The sequence below is a fragment of the Rhodococcus sp. 06-221-2 genome (assembly GCF_002258365.1).
Taxonomy (GTDB): Bacteria; Actinomycetota; Actinomycetes; order Mycobacteriales; family Mycobacteriaceae; genus Rhodococcoides; species Rhodococcoides fascians.
This window is the reverse complement of record NZ_NOYJ01000031.1, coordinates 1-21,509: the sequence shown is the minus strand read 5'-3', so window position 1 is coordinate 21,509 and position 21,509 is coordinate 1. Positions and strand designations below refer to the sequence as shown.

Here is a 21,509-nt window from a genome sequence, read left to right as displayed (position 1 = left end):
GATGCCCGAGGGCGATACCGTCTGGCGCGCCGCCAACACTCTGCGGGCAGCGCTCGAGGGCCAGCAGCTCACTGCCTGCGACATTCGTGTACCCCGTTACGCCACAGTCGACTTCACCGGCGAAACGGTCGAGTCCGTCGCGTCGAGGGGCAAACACCTGCTGATCAGAGTGGGCGGCTACTCGATCCACTCGCACCTGAAGATGGAAGGCACCTGGCACGTCTATGCACTGGGGGCTCGCTGGCGTCGTCCGGCCTTCCAAGCTCGGATCATTCTGAACACCGAGAAGGCGCAGGCCATCGGATTCGAGCTGGGCGTGCTGGAGATCCTCGAGAACGAGGACGACGCTGTCGGCTATCTCGGACCGGATCTACTCGGACCCGACTGGGACCCAGGTGTCGCCCTGACCAATCTGGAGTCGGACCCCGGCCGACCGATCGGCCTGGCCCTGCTCGATCAGCGCAACATAGCCGGACTCGGCAATGTCTACCGCAACGAGATCTGCTTCCTTCGCGGAGTCGATCCCCGCACGCCGGTCGAGGACTCCGGAGACCTGAAGAAGATGATCGACCTGTCCTTCCGCACCATCACCGCCAACAAGAATCGCAATCAACGCGTCACCACCGGGGATCGTCGCGCGGGCCGTCATTTCTGGGTGTACGGCCGTGAGAACAAGCCGTGCAGGCGGTGCGGTACCACCATCGAGTTCGGACTGATCGGCGACAACCCACTCGAAGAACGGCAGATCTACTACTGCCCGCACTGCCAGAGATGACCGGCCTTCACAGAGCTTCGTCAGGTGAGACCAAGCCTGCTCACAGCTTCGCCGATCACCATGGATCGTATGTTGACACTTGCGATACTCACCCTGCTGGTCATGGCTGTCTCCGGCGCGACGGCTGCTCGCGCACCGCGGACGCTGGTTCGGGTTCCGTGACTCAGAGGGTCCGGACGGGTTCGAGAATTTCCTGACGCGCTTCGGGGGCGACGACGCGCAGGGCGTCGGCAGATTCGTCGTCCGGCTGACGCTGCGACGCGATCTCGGCCTCGACCCGAGCCCGGTACGTGTCGACCTCACGGTCGACCGTGGCCTCGTCCCACCCCAGGATCGGGGCGATGAGTGCGGCGACCTGACCCGCGCAGTTCATCCCACGATGCGAGTACTCGATGGAAATCCGGGTGCGCCGCGACAGCACGTCCTCGAGGTGCAGTGCGCCCTCGGCCGCAGCGGCATAGACCACCTCGACCTGCAGATAAGCGGGCGCGTCGGTCAACGGTTGCAGCAGTTCGGGTTTGCCGTCCGCCATGGCCAGCACCTCGTCGATCAGCGAGCCGTATCGGTCCAGCAGATGAGTCACTCGGTGCGGATGCAGCCCGTGTACTTCACCCAGGTGCGGGGCCTGATTGACCAGGGCGAAGTAACCGTCCGCGCCGACGAGCGGCACCTTCTCGGTGATCGACGACGCCACCCGCGCCGGGATGTCCTCGGCCGCGAGATCCACTGCGTCCTCGGCCATCACCCGGTAGGTCGTGTACTTGCCACCTGCGATGGCAATGAGTCCCGGTGCCACCCGCGCCACCGCGTGCTCACGGGACAGCTTGGACGTCTCGTCGCTTTCACCCGCCAGTAGCGGCCGCAATCCCGCGTAGACGCCGTCGATGTCGTCGTGCGTGAGCGGCGTGACGAGCACCCCGTTGACTTCGCCGAGGATGTAGTCGATATCGGCTTTGGTCGCGGCGGGGTGCGCGAGATCGAGGTTCCAGTCGGTATCGGTGGTCCCGATGATCCAGTGCGCGCCCCACGGAATGATGAACAGCACGGACTTCTCGGTGCGCAGAATGATCGCGGCTTCGCTGACGATGCGATCGCGCGGCACCACGATGTGCACACCCTTCGAGGCCCGTACTCGGAAGCGACCACGCATGTTCGACAGCGACTGTATTTCGTCGGTCCACACGCCCGTGGCGTTGATCACCACGTGCGCACGCACCTCGGTGGTGGCCCCGGTCTCCGAATCTCGTACTCGCACACCGGAAACACGGTCGGCTTCACGGAGGAACCCCACGACCTGAGTGGATGTACGCACCACCGCGCCGTAGTGGGCTGCCGTTCTGGCGACGGTCATCGTGTGCCGCGCGTCGTCGACGACGGTGTCGTAGTACCGAATTCCGCCGATCAGCGATTTCCGTTTGAGGCCGGGCGACATCCGCAGGGCACCCGAACGGGTCAGATGCTTCTGTTGCGGAACCGATTTGGCACCGCCCATCCGGTCGTACAGAAAGATACCCGCCGCGATGTACGGGCGCTCCCACCCCCGATGGGTGAGGGGGAACAGGAATTTCAGCGGTTTGACCAGATGCGGCGCGAGTGTGGAGAGCGAGAGTTCACGTTCGTGCAGCGCCTCACGGACGAGTCCGAACTCGAGTTGTTCGAGGTAGCGAAGGCCACCGTGGAACATCTTGGACGAGCGAGAGGACGTGCCCGACGCGTAGTCACGCGCCTCCACGAGCGCTACCTTCAGGCCTCGTGTTGCGGCGTCGAGCGCGGCACCCGAACCCACGACGCCACCGCCGACGACCACGACGTCGAATTGTTCGCGTCCGAGCTGGTCCCACGCCTCCACCCGTTGGGTGGGTCCGAGGAACTTCGTGTTCGATCGGTTGCTCACTGGGCGCTCCCTGTCCTCGAAAATTCCTCACGATATCTCCCACGTCAGGCTACCGCCCCAGGTCGGCCGAGCGCAGAACCAGCGCAGGCTGGTCGCGGTTCAGCTTCGCCGTGTCATCGACGTATGTGCCGCGCTCAGCCGCCGCACTGCCTCGTTCAGCACCTCCGGTGTGGAGCCGGCGAAGCTCAACCTCAGCGAGTGGCGGAAGTACTCGGCCGACGTGGACGTTGCAGCGCGCACGAACGCGCTACCCGGCACGAACGCGACGCCGTGCGCGAGCGCCGCAGCGAGCAGCTCGGTGGTATCGGTCCCGTCGCGAAAGGTCGCCCATGCGAACATTCCACCTGTGGGTCGCGAGACGTCCAGCGCCGAACCGAATTCCCCGGACAGAACGCTCGTCAATGCGTCTGCGCGACAACCGTACTCACGCCGAAGATCGGTCAGGTGGTCCGCCAGCCACCCGGTGTCGCCCAGCATGTCCGCTGCCATCAGCTGTGTCAGCGAGGAACCGCACAGATCGGCACCCTGTTTGAGCAGTTCCACCGCCGCGCACACTCGGGGCGGGGCAACGAACCATCCCACGCGCAGAGTCGGTGCCAGGATCTTCGACGCGCTCGACAACGTGACGACCCGATCGCTGTGACACGCGATCGGCAACGGGGGCGGTCCGGATTCGATTGTGTCGAACCAGATCTCGCCGTACGGATCGTCCTCGATGATCCAGAATCCGTACCGGTCGGCCAGGGCCGCGAGTCGGCGACGGCGAGCCTCGGTCATCGTCACGCCGCGGGGGTTGTGGAAGTTGGCGACCGTATGGACCACCGCGGGCCGCAGGCCGGCGAGCAGCCGCGCTTCGAGCTCGTCGACATCCATCCCGCCATCGGTGATGGGGATGGATTCGATCTGTGCCTCGGCAATCGAAAACACCTGCAGCGCTCCGGTATACGCCGGTTCGTCGACCACCACGACGGCACCCGGGTCGATCAGCGCCTGCGCGAGCAGTGTCAGGGCCTGCTGCGATCCGTGCGTCACGACGACGGATTCCACCGGAACGGTACCCCCTTCGCGTGCGAGGGTTTCCCTGGCTGCAATGACGCGGCGCAGGGCTCGGTGGCCGGAGGTCTCGCAGTACTGCACTGCGTCGGAGTGTCGCAGCACTGCGTCCGCTGCGGCAGCGATGCGGTCGACCGGTATGAGATCTGCGGCCGGTAAACCGCCGGCCAGGCTGATGATCTCGTCGCGAGCGGTCAGGGCCAGAAGGTCGCGGATGGCCGAGCTGTCGAGTGTTGCGGTGCGTCGGGCCAAGCCGGCAGGCGGATGAATCGAAGACACGAAAGAGACTCCAGGGCAGCAGGGACGGGAAGAACGGCCCGCGGATCCGCAGAGTCGAAGAGATAGCGGACGGGTGTGTCCGCTCTCTCGACTATGTCATGTGCGTCCGGAATATGAAACGCACTTCTCACATTGTGAAATCAGTCCAGGTCGTCGTGCGCCATCAACTGACGCGCGGCCTCGATGACCGAACCCGACAGCGACGGATAGACCGAGAACGTGTTGGCCAGGTCGTTCACCGACAGATTGTTCTGCACGGCCATCGCGATCGGAAGAATCAACTCCGATGCGCTCGGAGCAACCACCACGCCACCGATGACCACACCGGTGGCGGGGCGACAGAAAATCTTGACGAAACCACGCTTGAGACCACTCATCTTCGCTCGCGGGTTGGTCGTCAACGGCAACATCACCGTGCGTGCCGGTACGTCGCCTGCATCGATCGCGGACTGTGCGACGCCGACCGATGCGATCTCGGGCCGCGTGAACACCGCCGACGCCACGGTCTTGAGCTTGATGGGACTGACGGCCTGGCCCAGGGCGTGGTACATCGCGATGCGTCCCTGCATCGCGGCCACCGACGCCAACGGCAGCAGACCCGTGCAGTCACCCGCCGCGTAGATGCCCGCGACCGCAGTACGAGACACGCGGTCGACACGCAGGTATCCACCCTTGTCGAGTTCGATGCCCACCTTTTCGAGTCCGAGACCGGAGGTGTTTGGAACGGAACCGACGGTCATCAGCGCGTGGCTGCCCTCGACGGTGCGCCCGTCGGACAGCGTGACGACGATACCGTCGTCGGTGCGGACGACCGAGTCTGCGCGGGCATGCTTGACGAGGGTGACGCCACGTTCGTTGAACGCGTCTTCGAGCACAAGGGCAGCGTCCTCGTCCTCGTGCGGGAGGACGCGATCGCGGCTCGATACCGCGGTGACCTTGACGCCCATCTCGGTGTAGGCCGAGACGAACTCGGCACCGGTCACACCGGATCCCACGACGACAAGGTGTTCTGGCAGTGCTTCGAGGTCGTACAACTGCCGCCAGTTGAGAATGCGTTCGCCGTCCGGCTCGGCACCCTTGACGACGCGGGGGCGCGCTCCGGTGGCGACGAGGACGACATCGGCGTCGAGAATTCGCTCCTCGCCGTCGGCCAACACCGCCTTGATCTGGTGCGAGGCCAATCCGACGTGCGTGTCGATCATCTCGGCGCGACCGGCCAGTATTTCGACGCCCACCGAGGTGACCCGGTGCGCGATGTCGGTGGACTGCGCCTGCGCGAGGCTCTTCACTCGCGAATGAATCTGGGGCAGCGCGACCGCTGCCTGTGATGGGTCGAGTGAGATTCCGAGGTCGCTCGCGCGACGCATCTCGGTGCGAATGCCGGTCGAGGCGATGAACGTCTTCGACGGCACGCAGTCCCACAGAACGCAGGCGCCACCGATGCCGTCGGAATCGACGAGCGTCACCTGTCCGCCGTGCTGCGCCGCCACCAATGCTGCTTCGTACCCTGCCGGACCACCACCGATGATCACAATCCGGGTCATTGATCCTCTTCTCGCGTGCTGAAATCTTTGTACTGTGTCACGTCAACGGTATTGCAGTGTCCGGTTCCGCGCGTCGGTAAGGCTAGCTTCACTCCACCCGTCGCTCGGCGTACCTGCGACGACGCACCGAAACACCACCACGGGGCGTCAACGGGCGGCGATACGGTTTAGGCTGGCCGACGTGCCAATTTATGCCGCCTACGGATCGAACATGCATCCGGAGCAGATGTTGCAGCGTTGCCCCCACTCACCGCTGTCGGGAACCGGGTGGCTGCACGGGTGGCGCTTGACCTTCGGCGGTGGCGACATCGGCTGGGAGGGCGCGCTCGCCACGATCGTCGAGGAGCCGGACTCACAGGTCTTCGTGGTGCTCTACGACGTCTCCGACGAGGACGAGGAGAGCCTGGATCGGTGGGAGGGCTCGGAGCTCGGCATCCACCGCAAGATCCGGCTGCGCATCGAGACCGGAGGCGAGCCGGTCCTGGCGTGGCTCTACGTTCTCGACGCCTACGAGGGTGGCCTACCGTCGGCACGCTACCTCGGAGTCATGGCCGAGGCCGCCGAAATTGCCGGTGCCCCAGCCGAATACGTGCGCGACCTGCGCACCAGGAACAGCCGCAACGTAGGGCCCGGTACAACCTCGTAGCCAGAAGGACAGATCAGAAGTAGTTCTTCATCACCGACGCCACCCAGGCCGGCTCGGTCACGTCTTCACGTGTCGGAACCATGGACTGAAGGAACGGCTTGACGTCGAATATCGGTGACCCGTCGATCGCGTCGAGACCGCGGACCCGGATGCGCAGACCTTGGACCTCGACGATCTCGCACCGCGACACTCCGAGGTGATTCGGCCGGTCCTTGACGCGTTGCGCCAAGACGCCAACCCGACGGAGCGTCGTATCACCGCGGGGGTGGCGCGAGCCGAGTGTCGTCGAGTCCGGATCGCACAGGTGGAACCGATAGACGACCTCGAGGTGAGAGAACTCCTCGAGCCCGAGAGTCGCATCGGCGTCCAGCACGGTCTCGTCCAGTTCGATCACGGACACGACTGCACCCCAGTTGTCGTCCACCACCTCTGCGCGATCGGAGCGAACGACCCCGATCGGTGAGACCGCGAAATCCACGGTTACCCCTCCGCTAGTTCGGGTCCAATGCGATTCCGGTCATCACCTTCACACCCACGGCCAAGGCTCGCTCGTCGAGGTCGAATGTCGGCTGATGGATGTCGAGTTGCGGACCGGTCCCCGACCACACGCCCAGTCGGGCCATCGCTCCCGGCACGTTCTCCAGGTACCACGAGAAGTCCTCGCCGCCACCGGACTGCGCCGTGTCGGCCAATGCTGTCGGACCGACTCGGCCGATGGCCTTCTCGAAGGTGGCCGTGGACGCCGGGTCGTTCACCACAGGCGGTACGCCGCGACGGTAGTGCAGCTCGAAGCGCACCCCGGTCGGTGCCAGCAGACCGGTGACGATCTCGGAAACGAGCGGCTCGAGCAGTGCCCACGTTTCGTGGTCGCCGGTCCGTACTGTTCCGGTGAGCATGCCGGTCTGCGGAATGGCGTTGGGGGCCTGCCCCGCCACGACCGCGCCCCAGACCATGACCGTGCTGGTTCGCGGATCGATTCGTCTGCTCAACATGCCCGGCAGCCCGGTGATGACGGTCCCCAACGCGTAGACCAGATCGGTCGTCAGATGCGGCCTCGACGTGTGCCCGCCCGGCGAGTCCAGACGCAATTCGACGGTGTCGGCGGCGGAGGTGATGGCCCCGACACGCACTCCCACCTGCCCCACCTCGAGCCGCGGATCGCAGTGCAACGCGAAAATCTTCGACACCCCGTCGAGCGCACCCGCGGCAACGGCGTCGAGTGCACCGCCCGGCATGACCTCCTCGGCAGGCTGGAAAATCAGCCGAACCCCGTACTGCAGGTCCGGCAGCGACGCCAGCGCGAGTCCGGTCGCCAGCAGCACCGTGGTGTGCGCATCGTGCCCGCACGCGTGGGACACGCCGGGAACCGTCGACGTGTACGGCGCACCGGTGATCTCCTGCAGCGGCAACGCGTCCATGTCCGCGCGCAGCGCGACGCGCGGGCCGTCGGGACCGATATCGCAGATCAAGCCCGTCCCGCCGGGCAGAGGTTTGGGTGACAGGCCTGCCGCCGAGAGCTGCTCCATGACGAACGCCGTCGTAGCGAATTCACGACGGGCCAGTTCCGGATGGGCGTGAATGTGCCGACGCCACAGGGACAGATCTTCTGTGTGAGCCTGAATCCACCGATCGATCGCGGCTTCACGTGAACTCATCCGAACTTCTGCCTCTTCGCCTGCGCTCATCCGAACTTCTGCCTCTTCGCCTGCGCTCATCGCTGCACCGCCGATCGAGCGTTCACACCGTCGAGCAGACGCGCCCGGGTCTGTGGATCGGCTGCGGCGCGAGCGGCCGTTCCGGCGAGGGCGAGAGCACCGTCGAGCAGTGCACGATCGGCGGACTCGGTGACACACGCTGCGGCGAACTCCGGTTGATGCGTCACCGCCCCTCCGGCATCGAGGCCGACGACGGGGTGGATTCCGGGTAGAACATTCGTCACGTTTCCCATGTCAGTGCTGCCCAACGGGCGAAATCCTTCCAAATCCGGTGCCAAGGGCGACCGTCCCAATGATTCGATTTCCTGACGAAATGCCGCCACCAGCCACGAATCCGGGGTCAGGGCCGCGTACGTCGGCGACACCGTGCGGATTTCGTGTGTGCATCCGGTGGCAATGGCACCCGCCTCGAAACAGGCGAACGTCTTCTTCGTCAGCGCCTCGAGTGACTCGGTGCTGTTCGCGCGAAGATAGTAGAGCAGCTCGGCATGTCCGGGCACGATGTTCGGCGCGACGCCGCCGTCGCTGACGATGCCGTGCAGTTGCTGGCCGGGCGAGAGGTGCTGCCGAATGAGCCCGAGCGCCACCTGTGCGACGGTGACGGCATCGCCCGCGTTGATTCCCCACTCGGGGGCGGCCGACGCATGGGCAGCGCGGCCGGTGAATTTGACGGCAACGTCGGCCAATGCCAGCGACGTCGCGCCCACGATGTCGAACGGGCCCGGATGCACCATCAGTGCGGCGCCGATGTCGTCGAAGACGCCGCGCTCGAGCATCAGCACCTTGCCGCCGCCGGTTTCCTCGGCAGGGGTGCCGAGCACTCGGACCGTGATCCCGAGAGCATCGGCCACCGGCGCGAGCGCCAGGGCGGCACCCACCGCAGACGCGGCGATGATGTTGTGGCCGCAGGCATGACCGATCTCGGGCAACGCGTCGTACTCCGCGCAGATTCCGATCACGAGCTCGCCGCTACCCACCGACGCGGTGAATGCGGTGTCGATGCCGGCGACCCCGGATTCGATCTCGAAATGGTGGGCGCGAAGCGTGTCGAGGACCTTCGCAACGCTGCGATATTCCTCGAACGCCAGTTCCGGTTCTGCGTGAATCGAGTGCGACAGCGCAACCAGTTCGTCGGTTGCGTGAGCGAGCGCGCGGCCGATCTCCTCGCCCACGGCGGCACTGTTCGGTTCGTCGATCACGAGAGACAGTGTGTCACTAGCGCGGCGGCGTGTCGGAACGGCTGTGCCGACTCCGAGCCCGAACAGTGCCGGACGGGCTAGTTGCCGAAGCTGAAGTTGCTGTCGTCCGTCGGCGTCGTCAGCGCAGCGAGCAGGTCCACGTGCATCCGACTCTTGATGCCGGCCAGGTTCGCTCCCCGGGTGCTGGTCAGCGCCGCCGCCTTGGCAACGGCGTCGGAGACCACCGATTCCTCGGACGCGGTGGCCTCGACGATTCCTGCGGCCACCGCATCGGCCCCGCCGTAACGACGGCCGGTCAGCATCGCCTCGACGGCGGTCTGCTTGGGCAGCCTGGAGTTGATCAGGGCAGACATGCCGACGGTGAACGGCATGTTGAGGTTGACCTCCGGCAGGCAGTAGAAGCCTCGGTCTGCGCGCTGGATGCGGAAATCCTGCGATGTTGCGAACATCGCGCCGGCACCGAACGCATGGCCCTGCACCGCTGCGACCGTGGGCATCGGGAACGCCAGCAGCCGCGTGTAGAGCGTGTGCACGCGGTCGAGGTACCAGGTGATCCGGTCCAGGTTCGCGAACAGCCAATCGGTATCGAGTCCGTTGCTGTAGAACTTGCCTGCCGAGGTGGTGACCAGCGCGGCCGGACCGGTCGATGCCTCGACCTCGTCGAGCAGTGCATGGACAGCATCTATCCAGTCGGGGTGGAACCTGTTCTCTGGATTGCCCGCGCCCTCCTGGGCACCGAGGAACAAGATGTGGACATCACCGTCGCGTTCGAGATAAGGCATGCAGCGGATACTACTCGGCGGTAACTTCCCGGTCGCACCGTCTCGGTTCCACATCCATCGCAGCGATCTCATACTGTTGTTCATCGTGGCAACTTCCGACGCACGAGCAACCGATCCCGTGACCGATCCCGATGCGGCGGCGCGCACCGCCGCCGATGCTCTCGCTGCAGCGACCGGCATCGACACCCATACCGTCGCCATCGTCCTCGGCTCCGGCTGGCAGGCGGCCGCAGATGTCTTCGGCTCCCCCACCGCGACCGTGCGCATGGCCGATCTCCCCGGCTTCGCACCGCCGTCCGCGTCGGGCCACTCCGGCACGATCACCTCGGTGGACGTGGGCGGAACCCACACTCTGTTACTTCAGGGCCGTACGCACGCCTACGAGGGCCACGACCTCCGACGCGTCGTGCACCCGGTCCGCACCGCGATCGCGGCAGGCGCGACGACCGTCGTCCTCACCAACGCCGCCGGCGGCATCCGTGAAGGCATGAGCGTCGGCCAACCGGTTCTGATTTCCGATCACCTCAACCTGACCGCCCGTTCGCCGCTCGTCGGCGCCGAATTCGTCGATCTCGTAGGTGCCTACTCACCCGAACTCCGCGCTCTCGCGGCCGAGATCGATCCGTCTCTCGAGGACGGCGTCTACGCGGGACTGCCGGGCCCTCACTACGAGACGCCTGCCGAAATCAAGATGCTGCGCACGTTCGGTGCAGATCTGGTGGGCATGTCGACGGTGCACGAGACGATCGCCGCCCGTGCAAAGGGTGCTCGCGTGCTGGGAATTTCGTTGGTCACCAACCTCGCTGCCGGTATGACCGGAGAACACCTCGATCACTCCGAAGTGCTCGCTGCGGGCAAGGATTCGGCAGCTCGGATGGGCGCTCTGCTGCACGAGTTGGTCACCCGACTGTGATCGAGGATCTCACCGAGCGTGTGCAACGCTGGATCGCGGGAGATCCCGATCCGGCGAGCCGCGACGAACTCGACGGCCTCTCCGATTCCGAACTCGCGGACCGATTCAGCGGTCCGTTGACCTTCGGCACCGCCGGCCTCCGAGGGCCGGTGCGCGCCGGCCCGAACGGCATGAACGTCGCCGTGGTCGTGCGAGCAACCGCCGGCATCGCAGCGTGGCTGCTCGGGCAGGGCCTCGGCGGATCCACCGTCGTGGTGGGCCGTGACGCGCGCACCGGTTCGGAACAGTTCGCCTTCGCAGCGGCGGAAACGTTGGCCGCGCAGGGATTTTCGGTGGTCCTTCTGCCTCGACCACTCCCCACGCCCGTTGTCGCCTTCGCCGTACGGGCGCTCGATGCCGAGCTGGGGGTGCAGATCACCGCATCGCACAACCCCGCCGCCGACAACGGGTACAAGGTGTACCTGCGGGGCGGGTCGCAGTTGGTTCCGCCGAGCGATGCCCAGATCGAGGCGCTCATCGAGGCCAGCGCCGATGCAGTCGACGTGCCTCGCACAGCCGTCGAGCCCAGCGGCTCGGACATCGCGTCGCGCTACCTCGATTCGGTTGTGAGACTGCCCCGTTCGAGATCACGCGATGTTCGTATCGCCCTGACCGCACTGCACGGCGTCGGCGGAGAACTCGCCGTGGCGGCACTGCGCGGCGCTGGGTTCCGCGACATCCGGGTGGTCGAGGAGCAGTTCGAGCCCGACCCGTCCTTCCCGACGGTGACCTTCCCCAACCCGGAAGAGCCGGGTGCTGCGGACGCGGTTCTCGCGCTGGCGGCCGAGACCGACGCCGACCTCGCCGTGGCACTCGACCCCGATGCCGATCGCTGCGCAGTCGGAGTCCGAGACGCTCACGGTTGGCGGATGCTGACCGGGGACGAAACCGGCGCTCTGCTGGCCGACTACCTGTTGCGTGACGCACCGCCCGGCTCACTGGTGGCCAACACCATCGTGTCCTCGCAGCTGCTCTCGGCACTGGCAACGGCCCGCGGCGCGCGCTATGCCCGCACACTGACGGGTTTCAAATGGCTCGTGCGCGCCGGAGACGGCCTCGTGTACGCCTACGAAGAAGCGATCGGTCACTGCGTAGATCCGAATGTGGTGCGAGACAAGGACGGGATTTCTGCCGCCGTCGTACTGGCGGACCTCGCGGCAGCGCTGAAGCAGGACGGACGCACGCTACTCGACGTACTCGACGACCTCGCCGTCGAATTCGGAGTCCACAGCGGTGCGCAGGTCTCGCGCCGAGTGCAGGATCTCACCGACATCGGGGACATGATGCGCCGACTGCGCAGCACGCCGCCGACCGAGCTGGCCGGACGCACGGTGACTGTCATGGACTACGCCGACCGGGACGACGAGTTGCGCACCGACGCAGTCGAAATCGCGGGATCCGGACTCCGGGTCATCGTGCGACCGTCCGGGACCGAACCCAAGCTCAAGGCGTACCTCGAGGTCGTCGAGCCCGTCTCGGACCGGCAGGATCTGGCGAGGGCGAGAGCGACGGCGGACGAACTCCTGGCCCAGCTCTCCGCGTTCGCAAAAGAGCTGTAACTCAGAACAGTGCCGACTGCACCGCAGGCAGATCGGACGAGAAGGCACCGAGTTCGATGCGCCGACCCTTCAATGCCGCTAGATCCGCGACGTAGGTCTGCTCGTCGACCGAGGCGATCACTGCCTGCCCGACGCATGTCCTGATCTGCAGTCCATGAGAGCCGGTTGCGACATCGGCGGGGTAGGCAACCCGAGTATCGTTCTCGCTCAATGTTTCCCGCCCTGCAGGCGGAGTCCACCGCTCCGCGATCGGCCGACATCCACCGATCGCGGCGTCGCTCAACAGCTGACGGACCTGCTCCGCACGCGCGGCAGTGCCTGCCTCCAACCGGTCGAGATCGAGTGGCACGCAGAGCGATGCTGCCTTCGTCGCCGACCGTACGGCCTGCCGTAGTCCGAGCCTTTCGGTCACCAGGTCCTCGGCGACACGCACGGCCTTGCCGTCGTCCGCGTACGCGACGTACTGCGCACAGATAGCCCCCTGCTCGGCCAGCCGACCCCATTTGCGAGTCTGCGCGGCTGTCCCGATCTTGAATGTGCCGTTGGCAAATGCCGCCAGGTAGAGCCAATGCGGTGCCATGACATGCTTTTCCAGATCGCGGGAGACGAATCCGCTGCGGTGCACGGTATGAACGAAACGAAACACGTCCTTGTCCGCGCACCGTGCACACTGGCTCGATCCGACGGCCGGCTCCCGGCCCGGGCACGGAACGTACCGCGGCGGCCCGTCCGCAGTGAATGCCGTTCGGCCCGTGCAGTATCGGTCTGCCGCACCGCCGAGAGCGCGGTAGCTCAGTGTGTTACCCACCAGCTCCTGGAACTCGACCTGCTCGGTGTCGATGTCGAGCAGGCGCAACCGCGGGGTGTCGGGCCCGGCGGAGGGCCAGGACACCCCGAGCGCGAGCAGGGTTGCACCGGAGCGAATCAGCGGGGTCCGAACTGACGGTCGCCCGCGTCGCCGAGGCCCGGGACGATGAAGGCATTCTCGTTGAGTCCGTCGTCGATGCTCGCGGCAACGAGTCGCACCGGGAGTCCCGATGCTTCGAGCGCTGCGACACCTTCGGGGGCGGCCACGACGCAGATGGCAGTGACATCGGTTGCGCCGCGTCCGACGAGCAGCTCGATCGTGTGCACCATCGATCCACCGGTCGCCAGCATGGGGTCGAGCACATAGACCGGAGTCTGGGACAGGTCGTCGGGCAAGGACTCCATGTAGGGCACCGGCTGATGCGTCTGCTCGTCCCTGGCCATCCCGACGAACCCGACGCGAGACTGTGGAATCAGACCGCTCGCCTTCTCCACCATGCCGAGACCGGCACGCAGTACGGGCACGAGCAGCGGCGGATGAGCCAACCGGGTGCCCTGGGTGACTGCGACGGGAGTACGTACCTCGAACGTGTCGATGTCGGCGTCCCTGGTGGCCTCGTACACCAGCATGTGGGTGAGCTGGCGGAGCGCAGTTCGGAACGTGGCGTTGTCGCTCCGCTCGTCCCGCATGGTGGTGAGCAGGGCGGCGGCCAGTGGGTGGTCGACCACGTGTGTATCCATGTCTCACAGGATAAGGCCCAGCACCATGAGGCCCACACGATGAGCCCCACCGGAGGAGATCGCCGAGACGCACGGCGAACGGCAAGTCGTGGGAACCGATGTGCCCGCACTCGCGTCGAACCAGTTGGGCGTCGCATTCGGCGACTGCGCGAACGCACGCGATTTCAGGGGGACTCATGGACGAACTCGTCGTCGAGACCGAGGGGGTGCTCGCCTACGGCGCAGCGGCGTCGACCATGGCCGAGCAGATCGCGGCGGCCGGCGCTGCCGCCGCTGCCTGCGGGCCCGCCGTGTTGGCACCGGTGTTCGGCCTGATCGGGCAGGAATTTCTGGCCACCGTGACCGGAACCCATCTGGCGCATACCGATGCGGTCGTTCGCCTGGCGGGAGCTGTGGCGAGCCTCGGTTCTGCGGCCACCGATGCTGCGGTGTCGTACGCCCGCACCGACGACGCAACCGGGGCGGCCGTCACGGCCCGTTCTGCCGGTCGCGCACCGGACGCTCGGTAAGCGGCGATGATCGATCTACTCTCTCGCCCCATCGTCGAGCTGCTCGGTGCCTTCGGCGGCGGTACCGTTCCCTCCGGAGGCCCCGCGGATGTGTTGCGACTGTCGTCGGCTGCGATCGAGGCCGCCCAAGGAATCGGCCGCATCGCGATCACCGAACTTGGTTCGACCTGGAACGGCGAGGCCGCGGACGCCGCACTTCGGTACGCCGAGAACGCTCATGCGAGTGCTCTGGCCCTTGCCGATCACGCGGACGATATCGCCGCCGTCGTCGATCGGGCATGTCGGGATACCGAGCAGGGTTTCGTCGAACTACAGGCAATAGTGCAGTCGTTCGTGGGCATCGCCCTCTCCGCAGGACCGATCATTGCCACCCCGATCGGGCAGACGATGCTGATCTCGGCCGCGATCGAGCACCTCGAGCGTGCCCTGGCGGTGGTCGCGCGTGTGCGCGCCGAACTGGCCGTGCACGCTGCGACAGCCGGCGAGCTGGCCTCCCCACCCGCGGTCCCCGCACCCATCGACTCCGGCCCGGCAGCGGTGCCGGGCTCGCCCTCGAACCTGATGACCTCACCTGCAACGGCTCAGGTGATCGAGACCGGGGAGAAGCTGGCGAAGACGTTCGCGCAGTCGCTCTCACAAACCGGCGGCACGCCGGACTCCCCCGGAGCCGGTGGAGCACAGCACTTCTTGGGCAATTCGGCGATGGATTCGCCCGGCGCCGGGGACGCCGACCGAGGAGTAGAGGTGCGATTGCCCGACGGGAGCACCGTCACCGCCCCCAACGCCGAAGCCGCAGGTGCCGTTCGCAGCGCGCTGACGCAGCAGGGCGTCCCCTACGCCTGGGGCGGTACGACGCCGGGCACCGGACTGGACTGCAGTGGGTTGACCCAATGGGCGTACGCACAGCAGGGCGTCGACATCCCCCGGCTGGCGCAGGAACAGGACATCGGCTCGTCGGTCGCGGCCGGTGACGTACAGCCCGGCGATCTCGCGGTGTGGGACGGCCACGTAGCGATGGTCATCGGCAACGGCCAGCTCGTCGAGGCGGGAGACCCGGTGCAGGTAGGACCGATCAGAACGACCAACAGCGACATGGCATTCAAGGGCTTCTACCGTCCGACCCAATAACGGTCGGACCGAACGAGAGGCAGACCGAATGAGAGGAAGTCGATGACGGACGCGAACACCACCGTCGTCAGCGCGGTATCGGCAACTCGATCCGGCTCGGTATCCGTTCGCGCCACCGAGCATGGAGTGCCGATCGCAATCGCTATCGACGAAGGTGAACTACGTTTCGGGGGAACAGCATTGGCGTCGACGATCCTGGATCGATGCACGCGGGCGACCACAGCCGCTCGGGCACAGCGCCGAATCCGGTTGGCCGAGGACGGGGTTCCCGCCGACATCCTGGACCGCCTGGGTCTGCCGACCGACGCCCGAGTGGCCGCCGACGCGAACGACGATCTGGCCGAAGAACCGGCACCCACGAGTTGGTTGCGACCGGTATGACCCACTCTCACCCCACCGATCTCGACACCGTGATCGACAACGTGATCGACAAAGCCCGACACCGGCTCGACGGATTGCGTGAGACACAGGAGCGCGTCGACCACATCAGGATTCGAGTGGCCTCACCCAACGGGCTCGTGACCGTCGTCGCGGACGGTACCGGGGCCATGGTCGGTCTCGATCTCGCGGAGGATCTCGGATCGGTGACTGCCCGCGAACTCGCGTCGACCATCGTTCTCACAGCTGCCGAGGCGGCGTCCGCAGCGTTGGACCTGCGCGAGACCATCCTGCAAAGTCTGCAGGCTTCGTTCACAGACTCCTGAGATAGGCTTCGCGCCATGGCTGGAGACATCATCCCGATCGAACTCGGTCTGACCGCCGGTGACTTCTCGACTCTGTGGGCACCGGAGTGGCGAGAAGGCGACGACGAATGGGAGGCATTCCTCGGACACGAGGAAGATCTCTACGGATTCGCCACGGTTGCCGAGCTCGCCGCATTCGTCCGATCCGACGACGACAACGACCTCGTCGACCACCCGTCGTGGCCGGTGGTGTCCGCTCTCGCGGCCTACGAACTCGAGCCCGACGAGCTGCATCGGTTCGACCTCGTCGCAGTCCCCGAGTTGGTGGCTGCAGACCCCGAAGCCGACGTTCTCGCCGAACTGCAGGCCACCTTCGACATTGTCTCGTCCATCGGTGATGTCTGCGAACTACGGCCCGTCACAAGCTTTTTCGGAACCAATCCGTTCGTTGGAGCGGTGGCCGGTGGCGTCGAGAACTTTCTCGGCCGTGAAGGTGCCGAGCTGTGGGACCGCATCGGCGCAGCAGTGGCGAAGCATTGGGACGAAGTCCTCGACGCAGTCGATTCCATCGTGACCTCCCCCGACGTCGACAGCGCCGCCGTTGCCGTCGCCGACGCGGAGATCACCGCGGCTGCGGAGAACGCCGTCGATGCAGACGACGCAACGGACGACATCGACGACGACACCGAGGACGAAGAGTCCGGCGACGACGCAGAGAGCGACGAGGACGACGTCGACCGAGATCCCATCGCCGCTGCCGCGGCGGAGGAGACGTTCTGGACCACCGTCGGTATCGATCCCATTCGCATCATCACGTCCGACGACACGCTGTACACCCTGCGGTGCTACCTCGGCGACAAGCCCGTCTTCCTCGGCCGCGGTGGCGCCATCAGCGTGTTCGGGTCCGAGCGGTCGCTGGCTCGCTATCTCGCCGACGATCACGATCACGATCTGGCGCAGGTCAGCACCTACTCCGATGTTCAGACCGCCGCGATCGACGGCTCCCTGGACATCACGATCACCGACGACAACGTCTACGTACTGCCCGGACTCGCCGACGACCTTGCCGACGGGCCCACCGCGGTGGACGTCGACCAGCTCGATCTTGCCGTCGAATTGTTCACCGATGCAGCCGATTTCGCCGGCGACAGCTCGGTGGACGAGGCCCTCGCCACGTCCACACCGTTGGGCTGGTACGTCTCGTACACCCTCGAGCCCAGTCCCGATCGGCTGGCCCCGAGCGCACCGTTCGACGTCGAGGCCGAGGCCTGGCGCGCCCTCGAGCGGGAGTTCGAGAGCCGTCTCCGCAAGAAGTAGGGCGTTCCCGTCCGGCCGCGCGCTCGCTCGTCAGCCGATCAGCACCGCGTAGCCGGGCTTGATGACGTCGTCGATCAACGCCAATCGCTCGTCGAACGGCAGGAATGCGGACTTCATCGCATTGATGGTGAATCGCTCGAGGTCACTCCACCCGTAGCCGAACGTATCCACCAGTTTGACCATTTCTTGGCTCATCGAGGTGTCGCTCATCAATCGGTTGTCGGTGTTCACGGTGACGCGAAACCGCAGTCGTGCGAGCAGATCGAAGGGGTGCGTCGCCAACGATTCGACGGCACCGGTCTGCACGTTGGAACTGGGGCACAACTCCAGAGGCATCCTGGTGTCGCGGACGTACGCGGCCAACAGACCGAGTGACGGCGTGCCGTCGGAGTTCGTGGTGATGTCGTCGGTGATCCGCACTCCGTGTCCGAGCCGGTCGGTCCCGCAGAACGCCACTGCTTCCTGGATGGACGGCAGACCGAAGGCCTCGCCCGCGTGAATAGTGAAGTGCGCGTTGCTGGCTCGCATGTATTCGAAGGCGTCGAGATGGCGGCTGGGAGGAAAGCCCGCCTCGGCCCCGGCGATGTCGAAGCCCACCACCCCGCGGTCACGGAAACGCACCGTCAGTTCCGCTATCTCTCGTGAACGTGCGGCGTGCCGCATGGCCGTCAGCAGGGTGCCTATGGTGATGTTCTTGCCCCGAACCTTGGCTGCGGAAATGCCCGCCTCGAAACCGGCGAGGGTGTGGGTGACGACCTCATCGAGGGTCAGCCCGCGTTCGAGGTGCTGTTCCGGCGCGAAGCGCACCTCGGCGTACACGACGCCGTCGTCGGCCAGATCCTCGGCGCACTCGCGCGCCACCCTGAACAACCCCTCGGGGGTTTGCATGACGGCCACGGTGTGCGCGAAGGTCTCGAGGTAGCGCTCGAGCGATCCGCTGTCCGCTGCGTCGCGGAACCACTCCCCCAGAGCGGCACCGTCGGTCGCGGGTAACCCGTCGTATCCGCATTCGTCGGCCAGTTCGAGCACGGTCTGCGGTCGGAGTCCGCCGTCGAGATGATCGTGGAGCAACGCCTTCGGAGCCGACCTGATGGACGCGAGATCGAGTGGCGCACTGCCACCGATCGAGGACTGAGTGTTCTCCGCGGTGCTCATGTGTCGACGGTAGCGCGCGTCGTGCGGAGACGCGCGCCTGTCATCGCCACTCGGCGAGTCCGCGGATTCCCCCGACGTCCGCCGCTTCCGCGACCTATTTCGTTGCATTGTTACTCCGATGAAAACTATTCCGTCGATACACAGCGAATCGGCGACGGAAATCGTAGTGTTCATCCATCACACGCGACCGATTCTGTCGGGTCCCCTTCCGACGCCTCGGTCGACTCGAACCTCGGAGAGACCTATGTCGATTGCGGAACCGCCCAACACCATTCCGGGCAAGGGACTCAACACCGGCGCGCTCGGGTTGGTCGGCAACATCGTCATCGGACTGTCGGCGGTGGCCCCGGCCTACAGTCTCGCCGCCACCCTCGGCTACGTCGTTCTGGCCGTCGGCGACAAAGCACCGTCGATGTTTCTCATCGCCTTCGTTCCGATGCTGCTCACCGCCTTCGCCTACCGCGAGCTCGGGCGCGACACACCTGATTGCGGGACGTCGTTCACCTGGGGCACCAAGGCCTTCGGGCCCTGGGTCGGTTGGATGGCCGGGTGGGGGCTGGCCGTCTCGGCGATCATCGTGCTGGCCAACGTCGCCGAGATCGCAGCCATCTACCTGTTCGAGTTCCTCGGCCTGTCGGACTTGGCGGAGTCCACCGCGGCCAAGGTCGCCCTCGGTTCGTTCTTCATCGTCGCGATGACCTACGTCAGTTTTCGCGGCATCCTCATCAGCGAACGCATGCAGAACGTGTTGCTGGTCGTCCAGTTCGGCGTACTCATCGGAGTGTCGGTGACGGCACTGGTCAAGGTGGGGACAGGTACGGCCGGTCCGCAGGCCATCACGCCGCAATGGAGCTGGTTGGTGCCCACCGGGGTGACGATGTCCGACGCGGCCCAGGCCATCATCCTGTGCATCTTCATCTACTGGGGATGGGATGCCTGCCTTGCCGTCGGCGAGGAAACGAAGGACTCGGAGAAGACGCCGGGACGGGCCGCAGTGATCACGACGCTGATTCTCGTCGCGACCTACGTGCTCGTCGGATACGCCGTGCAGTCGTTCGCGGGGTTCGGAGAGACGGGTATCGGTCTGAACAACCCGGACAACGTCGACGATGTGCTCACCATTCTCGGCGATCCGGTCGCCGGCTCGATCGTCGCGTCGCTGCTGCTGTTGACGGTGTCCATCTCGGCGCTGTCCTCTACACAGACGACCATCCTGCCCACGGCCCGCGGAACACTGTCGATGGCCGTGTACGAGGCAATCCCCAAGCGGTTCGCCAGCGTGCACCCCAAGTACATGACGCCCGGCTTCGGCACGCTCGTGATGGGTGCCGCAGCCCTGATGTTCTACCTTGTGCTCACCTTCGTCAGCGCCAACGCGCTGCAGGATTCTGTGGCATCGCTCGGGCTCGCGGTCGCGTTCTACTACGGCATCACCGCATACGCGTGCACGTGGTACTTCCGTCGGACACTGTTCTCGTCCGCCCGAAACCTGTTCATGCGCGGCATCTTTCCACTTCTCGGCGGGCTGTCCATGACGTGGGCGTTCGTGCAGAGCGCAGTCGACATGATCAAGCCCGACTACGGTTACACCGTCTACGGTCCGATCGGCGGAGTGTTCGTCCTCGGTGTCGGAATGCTGGTACTCGGAATCCCACTGATGCTGCTCTGCTTCGTGGGTAACAAGGATTTCTTCCAGGGCAAGACACTCACCGCGTCCACCGAAGTCAAGGTTCCGGACACTTACTAGAAGAGAAGGACCGAAACTCATGAAGATCACCGTCGGCTACCTCGCCACCCCCAGCGGCGACGACGGCGTAGCCCTGGCCACCGCCCTCGCCCGCGCCCTCGACGCGTCCATCGACATCGTGCTGGTCATGGCCGTCGACGAACCTGTCATGGAAGGCAGTGGACCGTATCGAAAGATCCTCGAGGCCAAGGCAAAGGGCTGGGTGGACGACGCGGCCGCCCAGGTCCCGTCGGGTATCGAGGTGACCACGCACGTGATCGGCCACGAGTCGTTCGCCCGCGCCCTGATCGACTTCGCCGTGAACTCCGATGCCGACATGATCGTTGTCGGCGGTGCCAGTGACGGCCTGCTGAACCGACATTCGATCGGCTCGGTCGCCGGTCAGCTTCTGCACGCCTCGGAAGTTCCGTTGGCACTTGCCCCTCGGGGCTACCGGCTCTCCAGCGCACCGATCACCGATCTCACCGTCGCCGTCCCCACCCGGTCATCCGCCCCGAACCCGTTGCCGTTCGCTTTCACTCTCGCCAGCGCTGCGCACGTGCCTCTTCGATTGGTCTCGCTGGTCTCTCTGGAATCGACCGGAACCCCGAGCGACGAGACTTCACTGGACACGCGTCGACGGCAAGTCGCTGCCGCACAGGAGAATCTGGAACTCGCGGCCCGCACTCTCCCCGGCATCGAGGGCCTGGAATCCGTGGTGGCCGACGGGTCGACACTGGACGAGGCCGTGGGCAACCTCGAGTGGAAGCCGGGCGATGTGTTGTTGCTCGGCTCGAGTCGGCTGGCGACCCCCAAGCGGGTGTTCCTGGGCTCGAGTGCCGCCAAGATTCTGCGTGCTGCCCCGGTGCCGGTGGTCGTCGTTCCGCACGAGTGAGCGGCTTCGCCGCATGTGAGTGGAAATGCGTAGCAGAGCCCGAGTTTCCACGCACGTGCGGCGCAGCCGCTCTCATATGGAGGTCGGCCTGTCAACGACGGCATGGTGAAGCGGTGGCACGCACCGTCGTGTGTGCCACCGCTTCCTGTT

21 protein-coding genes are annotated in these 21,509 nt (G+C 65.8%); 11 read left to right on the top strand and 10 right to left on the bottom strand.

Annotation, left to right across the window (positions count from 1 at the left end):
* The first annotated feature begins 1 nt into the window (after position 1).
* Entirely contained in the window at positions 2-775 is a 774-nt protein-coding gene (locus tag CH281_RS19125; RefSeq protein WP_027496444.1) for a DNA-formamidopyrimidine glycosylase family protein, read from the top strand.
* Positions 776-938: 163 nt separating this feature from the next.
* Here CH281_RS19125 and CH281_RS19120 read toward each other — a convergent pair whose 3' ends face one another.
* From CH281_RS19120 to CH281_RS19110, 3 genes are all read right to left on the bottom strand, one after another.
* Positions 939-2,669, bottom strand: a complete 1,731-nt coding sequence (locus CH281_RS19120; protein ID WP_027496443.1) for a glycerol-3-phosphate dehydrogenase/oxidase — start codon at positions 2,667-2,669, stop codon at positions 939-941.
* Positions 2,670-2,768: 99 nt separating this feature from the next.
* Complete coding sequence (locus tag CH281_RS19115) at positions 2,769-4,001, bottom strand: aminotransferase-like domain-containing protein (RefSeq protein WP_094695376.1); 1,233 nt, start codon at positions 3,999-4,001, stop codon at positions 2,769-2,771.
* 140 nt (positions 4,002-4,141) lie between these two features.
* On the bottom strand, positions 4,142-5,545 hold the full coding sequence (locus CH281_RS19110; protein WP_027496441.1) for an NAD(P)H-quinone dehydrogenase: 1,404 nt from the start codon (positions 5,543-5,545) through the stop codon (positions 4,142-4,144).
* A gap of 181 nt (positions 5,546-5,726) precedes the next feature.
* Between CH281_RS19110 and CH281_RS19105 the strand changes: the two genes are divergently transcribed.
* Positions 5,727-6,191 (top strand): gamma-glutamylcyclotransferase, encoded by a 465-nt coding sequence (locus CH281_RS19105; RefSeq protein ID WP_094695375.1) that lies wholly within the window; start codon positions 5,727-5,729, stop codon positions 6,189-6,191.
* 13 nt (positions 6,192-6,204) lie between these two features.
* Here the strand turns inward: CH281_RS19105 and CH281_RS19100 are convergent, their stop codons facing one another.
* The 4 genes from CH281_RS19100 to CH281_RS19085 form a co-directional block, all read right to left on the bottom strand.
* The gene (locus CH281_RS19100; protein ID WP_032366664.1) at positions 6,205-6,669 is read right to left on the bottom strand and encodes a TrmO family methyltransferase domain-containing protein; all 465 of its coding nucleotides are present in this window, start codon (positions 6,667-6,669) and stop codon (positions 6,205-6,207) included.
* A gap of 13 nt (positions 6,670-6,682) precedes the next feature.
* Complete coding sequence (locus tag CH281_RS19095; protein WP_027496439.1) at positions 6,683-7,846, bottom strand: M20 family metallopeptidase; 1,164 nt, start codon at positions 7,844-7,846, stop codon at positions 6,683-6,685.
* A gap of 56 nt (positions 7,847-7,902) precedes the next feature.
* The gene (locus CH281_RS19090) at positions 7,903-9,078 is read right to left on the bottom strand and encodes a M20 family metallopeptidase (protein WP_048319884.1); all 1,176 of its coding nucleotides are present in this window, start codon (positions 9,076-9,078) and stop codon (positions 7,903-7,905) included.
* Between the two features lie 104 nt (positions 9,079-9,182).
* Positions 9,183-9,887: an enoyl-CoA hydratase-related protein gene (locus CH281_RS19085; protein WP_032366665.1), complete on the bottom strand. Its 705-nt coding sequence runs from the start codon at positions 9,885-9,887 to the stop codon at positions 9,183-9,185.
* Between the two features lie 85 nt (positions 9,888-9,972).
* Between CH281_RS19085 and CH281_RS19080 the strand changes: the two genes are divergently transcribed.
* Positions 9,973-10,800, top strand: a complete 828-nt coding sequence (locus CH281_RS19080) for a purine-nucleoside phosphorylase (protein WP_048319886.1) — start codon at positions 9,973-9,975, stop codon at positions 10,798-10,800.
* The gene (locus tag CH281_RS19075; protein ID WP_094695374.1) at positions 10,797-12,398 is read left to right on the top strand and encodes a phospho-sugar mutase; all 1,602 of its coding nucleotides are present in this window, start codon (positions 10,797-10,799) and stop codon (positions 12,396-12,398) included. The genes CH281_RS19080 and CH281_RS19075 overlap by 4 nt, the downstream gene beginning before the upstream one ends.
* Before the next feature lies 1 nt (position 12,399).
* Here the strand turns inward: CH281_RS19075 and CH281_RS19070 are convergent, their stop codons facing one another.
* Positions 12,400-13,290 carry a DUF2797 domain-containing protein gene (locus CH281_RS19070; RefSeq protein WP_256983795.1) on the bottom strand — a complete coding sequence of 297 codons (891 nt, stop codon included), beginning with the start codon at positions 13,288-13,290 and terminating at the stop codon, positions 12,400-12,402.
* Positions 13,291-13,322: 32 nt separating this feature from the next.
* Entirely contained in the window at positions 13,323-13,946 is a 624-nt protein-coding gene (gene upp, locus CH281_RS19065) for a uracil phosphoribosyltransferase (RefSeq protein ID WP_032383959.1), read from the bottom strand.
* 176 nt (positions 13,947-14,122) lie between these two features.
* Between upp and CH281_RS19060 the strand changes: the two genes are divergently transcribed.
* From CH281_RS19060 to CH281_RS19045, 5 genes are read left to right on the top strand one after another with little or no spacing between them, the layout of a single operon-like run.
* A complete protein-coding gene (locus tag CH281_RS19060; protein ID WP_080730081.1) occupies positions 14,123-14,455 on the top strand; it encodes a type VII secretion target in 333 nt (110 codons plus the stop codon).
* A gap of 6 nt (positions 14,456-14,461) precedes the next feature.
* Positions 14,462-15,583, top strand: coding sequence for a C40 family peptidase (locus tag CH281_RS19055; protein ID WP_032366667.1), 1,122 nt, complete (start codon positions 14,462-14,464; stop codon positions 15,581-15,583).
* A 42-nt stretch (positions 15,584-15,625) separates the two neighbouring features.
* Positions 15,626-15,964 carry a hypothetical protein gene (locus CH281_RS19050; RefSeq protein ID WP_032366668.1) on the top strand — a complete coding sequence of 113 codons (339 nt, stop codon included), beginning with the start codon at positions 15,626-15,628 and terminating at the stop codon, positions 15,962-15,964.
* Positions 15,961-16,287 carry a YbaB/EbfC family nucleoid-associated protein gene (locus CH281_RS26965; RefSeq protein ID WP_052055111.1) on the top strand — a complete coding sequence of 109 codons (327 nt, stop codon included), beginning with the start codon at positions 15,961-15,963 and terminating at the stop codon, positions 16,285-16,287. Before CH281_RS19050 ends, CH281_RS26965 begins: the two co-directional genes overlap by 4 nt.
* A 15-nt stretch (positions 16,288-16,302) precedes the next feature.
* Entirely contained in the window at positions 16,303-17,583 is a 1,281-nt protein-coding gene (locus CH281_RS19045) for a hypothetical protein (protein ID WP_032366669.1), read from the top strand.
* Between the two features lie 30 nt (positions 17,584-17,613).
* Here the strand turns inward: CH281_RS19045 and CH281_RS19040 are convergent, their stop codons facing one another.
* Positions 17,614-18,738: an adenosine deaminase gene (locus CH281_RS19040; RefSeq protein ID WP_052055112.1), complete on the bottom strand. Its 1,125-nt coding sequence runs from the start codon at positions 18,736-18,738 to the stop codon at positions 17,614-17,616.
* Between the two features lie 244 nt (positions 18,739-18,982).
* Between CH281_RS19040 and CH281_RS19035 the strand changes: the two genes are divergently transcribed.
* Both CH281_RS19035 and CH281_RS19030 read left to right on the top strand, forming a co-directional pair.
* Positions 18,983-20,485: an APC family permease gene (locus tag CH281_RS19035; protein WP_032383960.1), complete on the top strand. Its 1,503-nt coding sequence runs from the start codon at positions 18,983-18,985 to the stop codon at positions 20,483-20,485.
* A 19-nt stretch (positions 20,486-20,504) separates the two neighbouring features.
* Positions 20,505-21,359: a universal stress protein gene (locus tag CH281_RS19030; RefSeq protein WP_027496427.1), complete on the top strand. Its 855-nt coding sequence runs from the start codon at positions 20,505-20,507 to the stop codon at positions 21,357-21,359.
* Positions 21,360-21,509 lie beyond the last annotated feature (150 nt).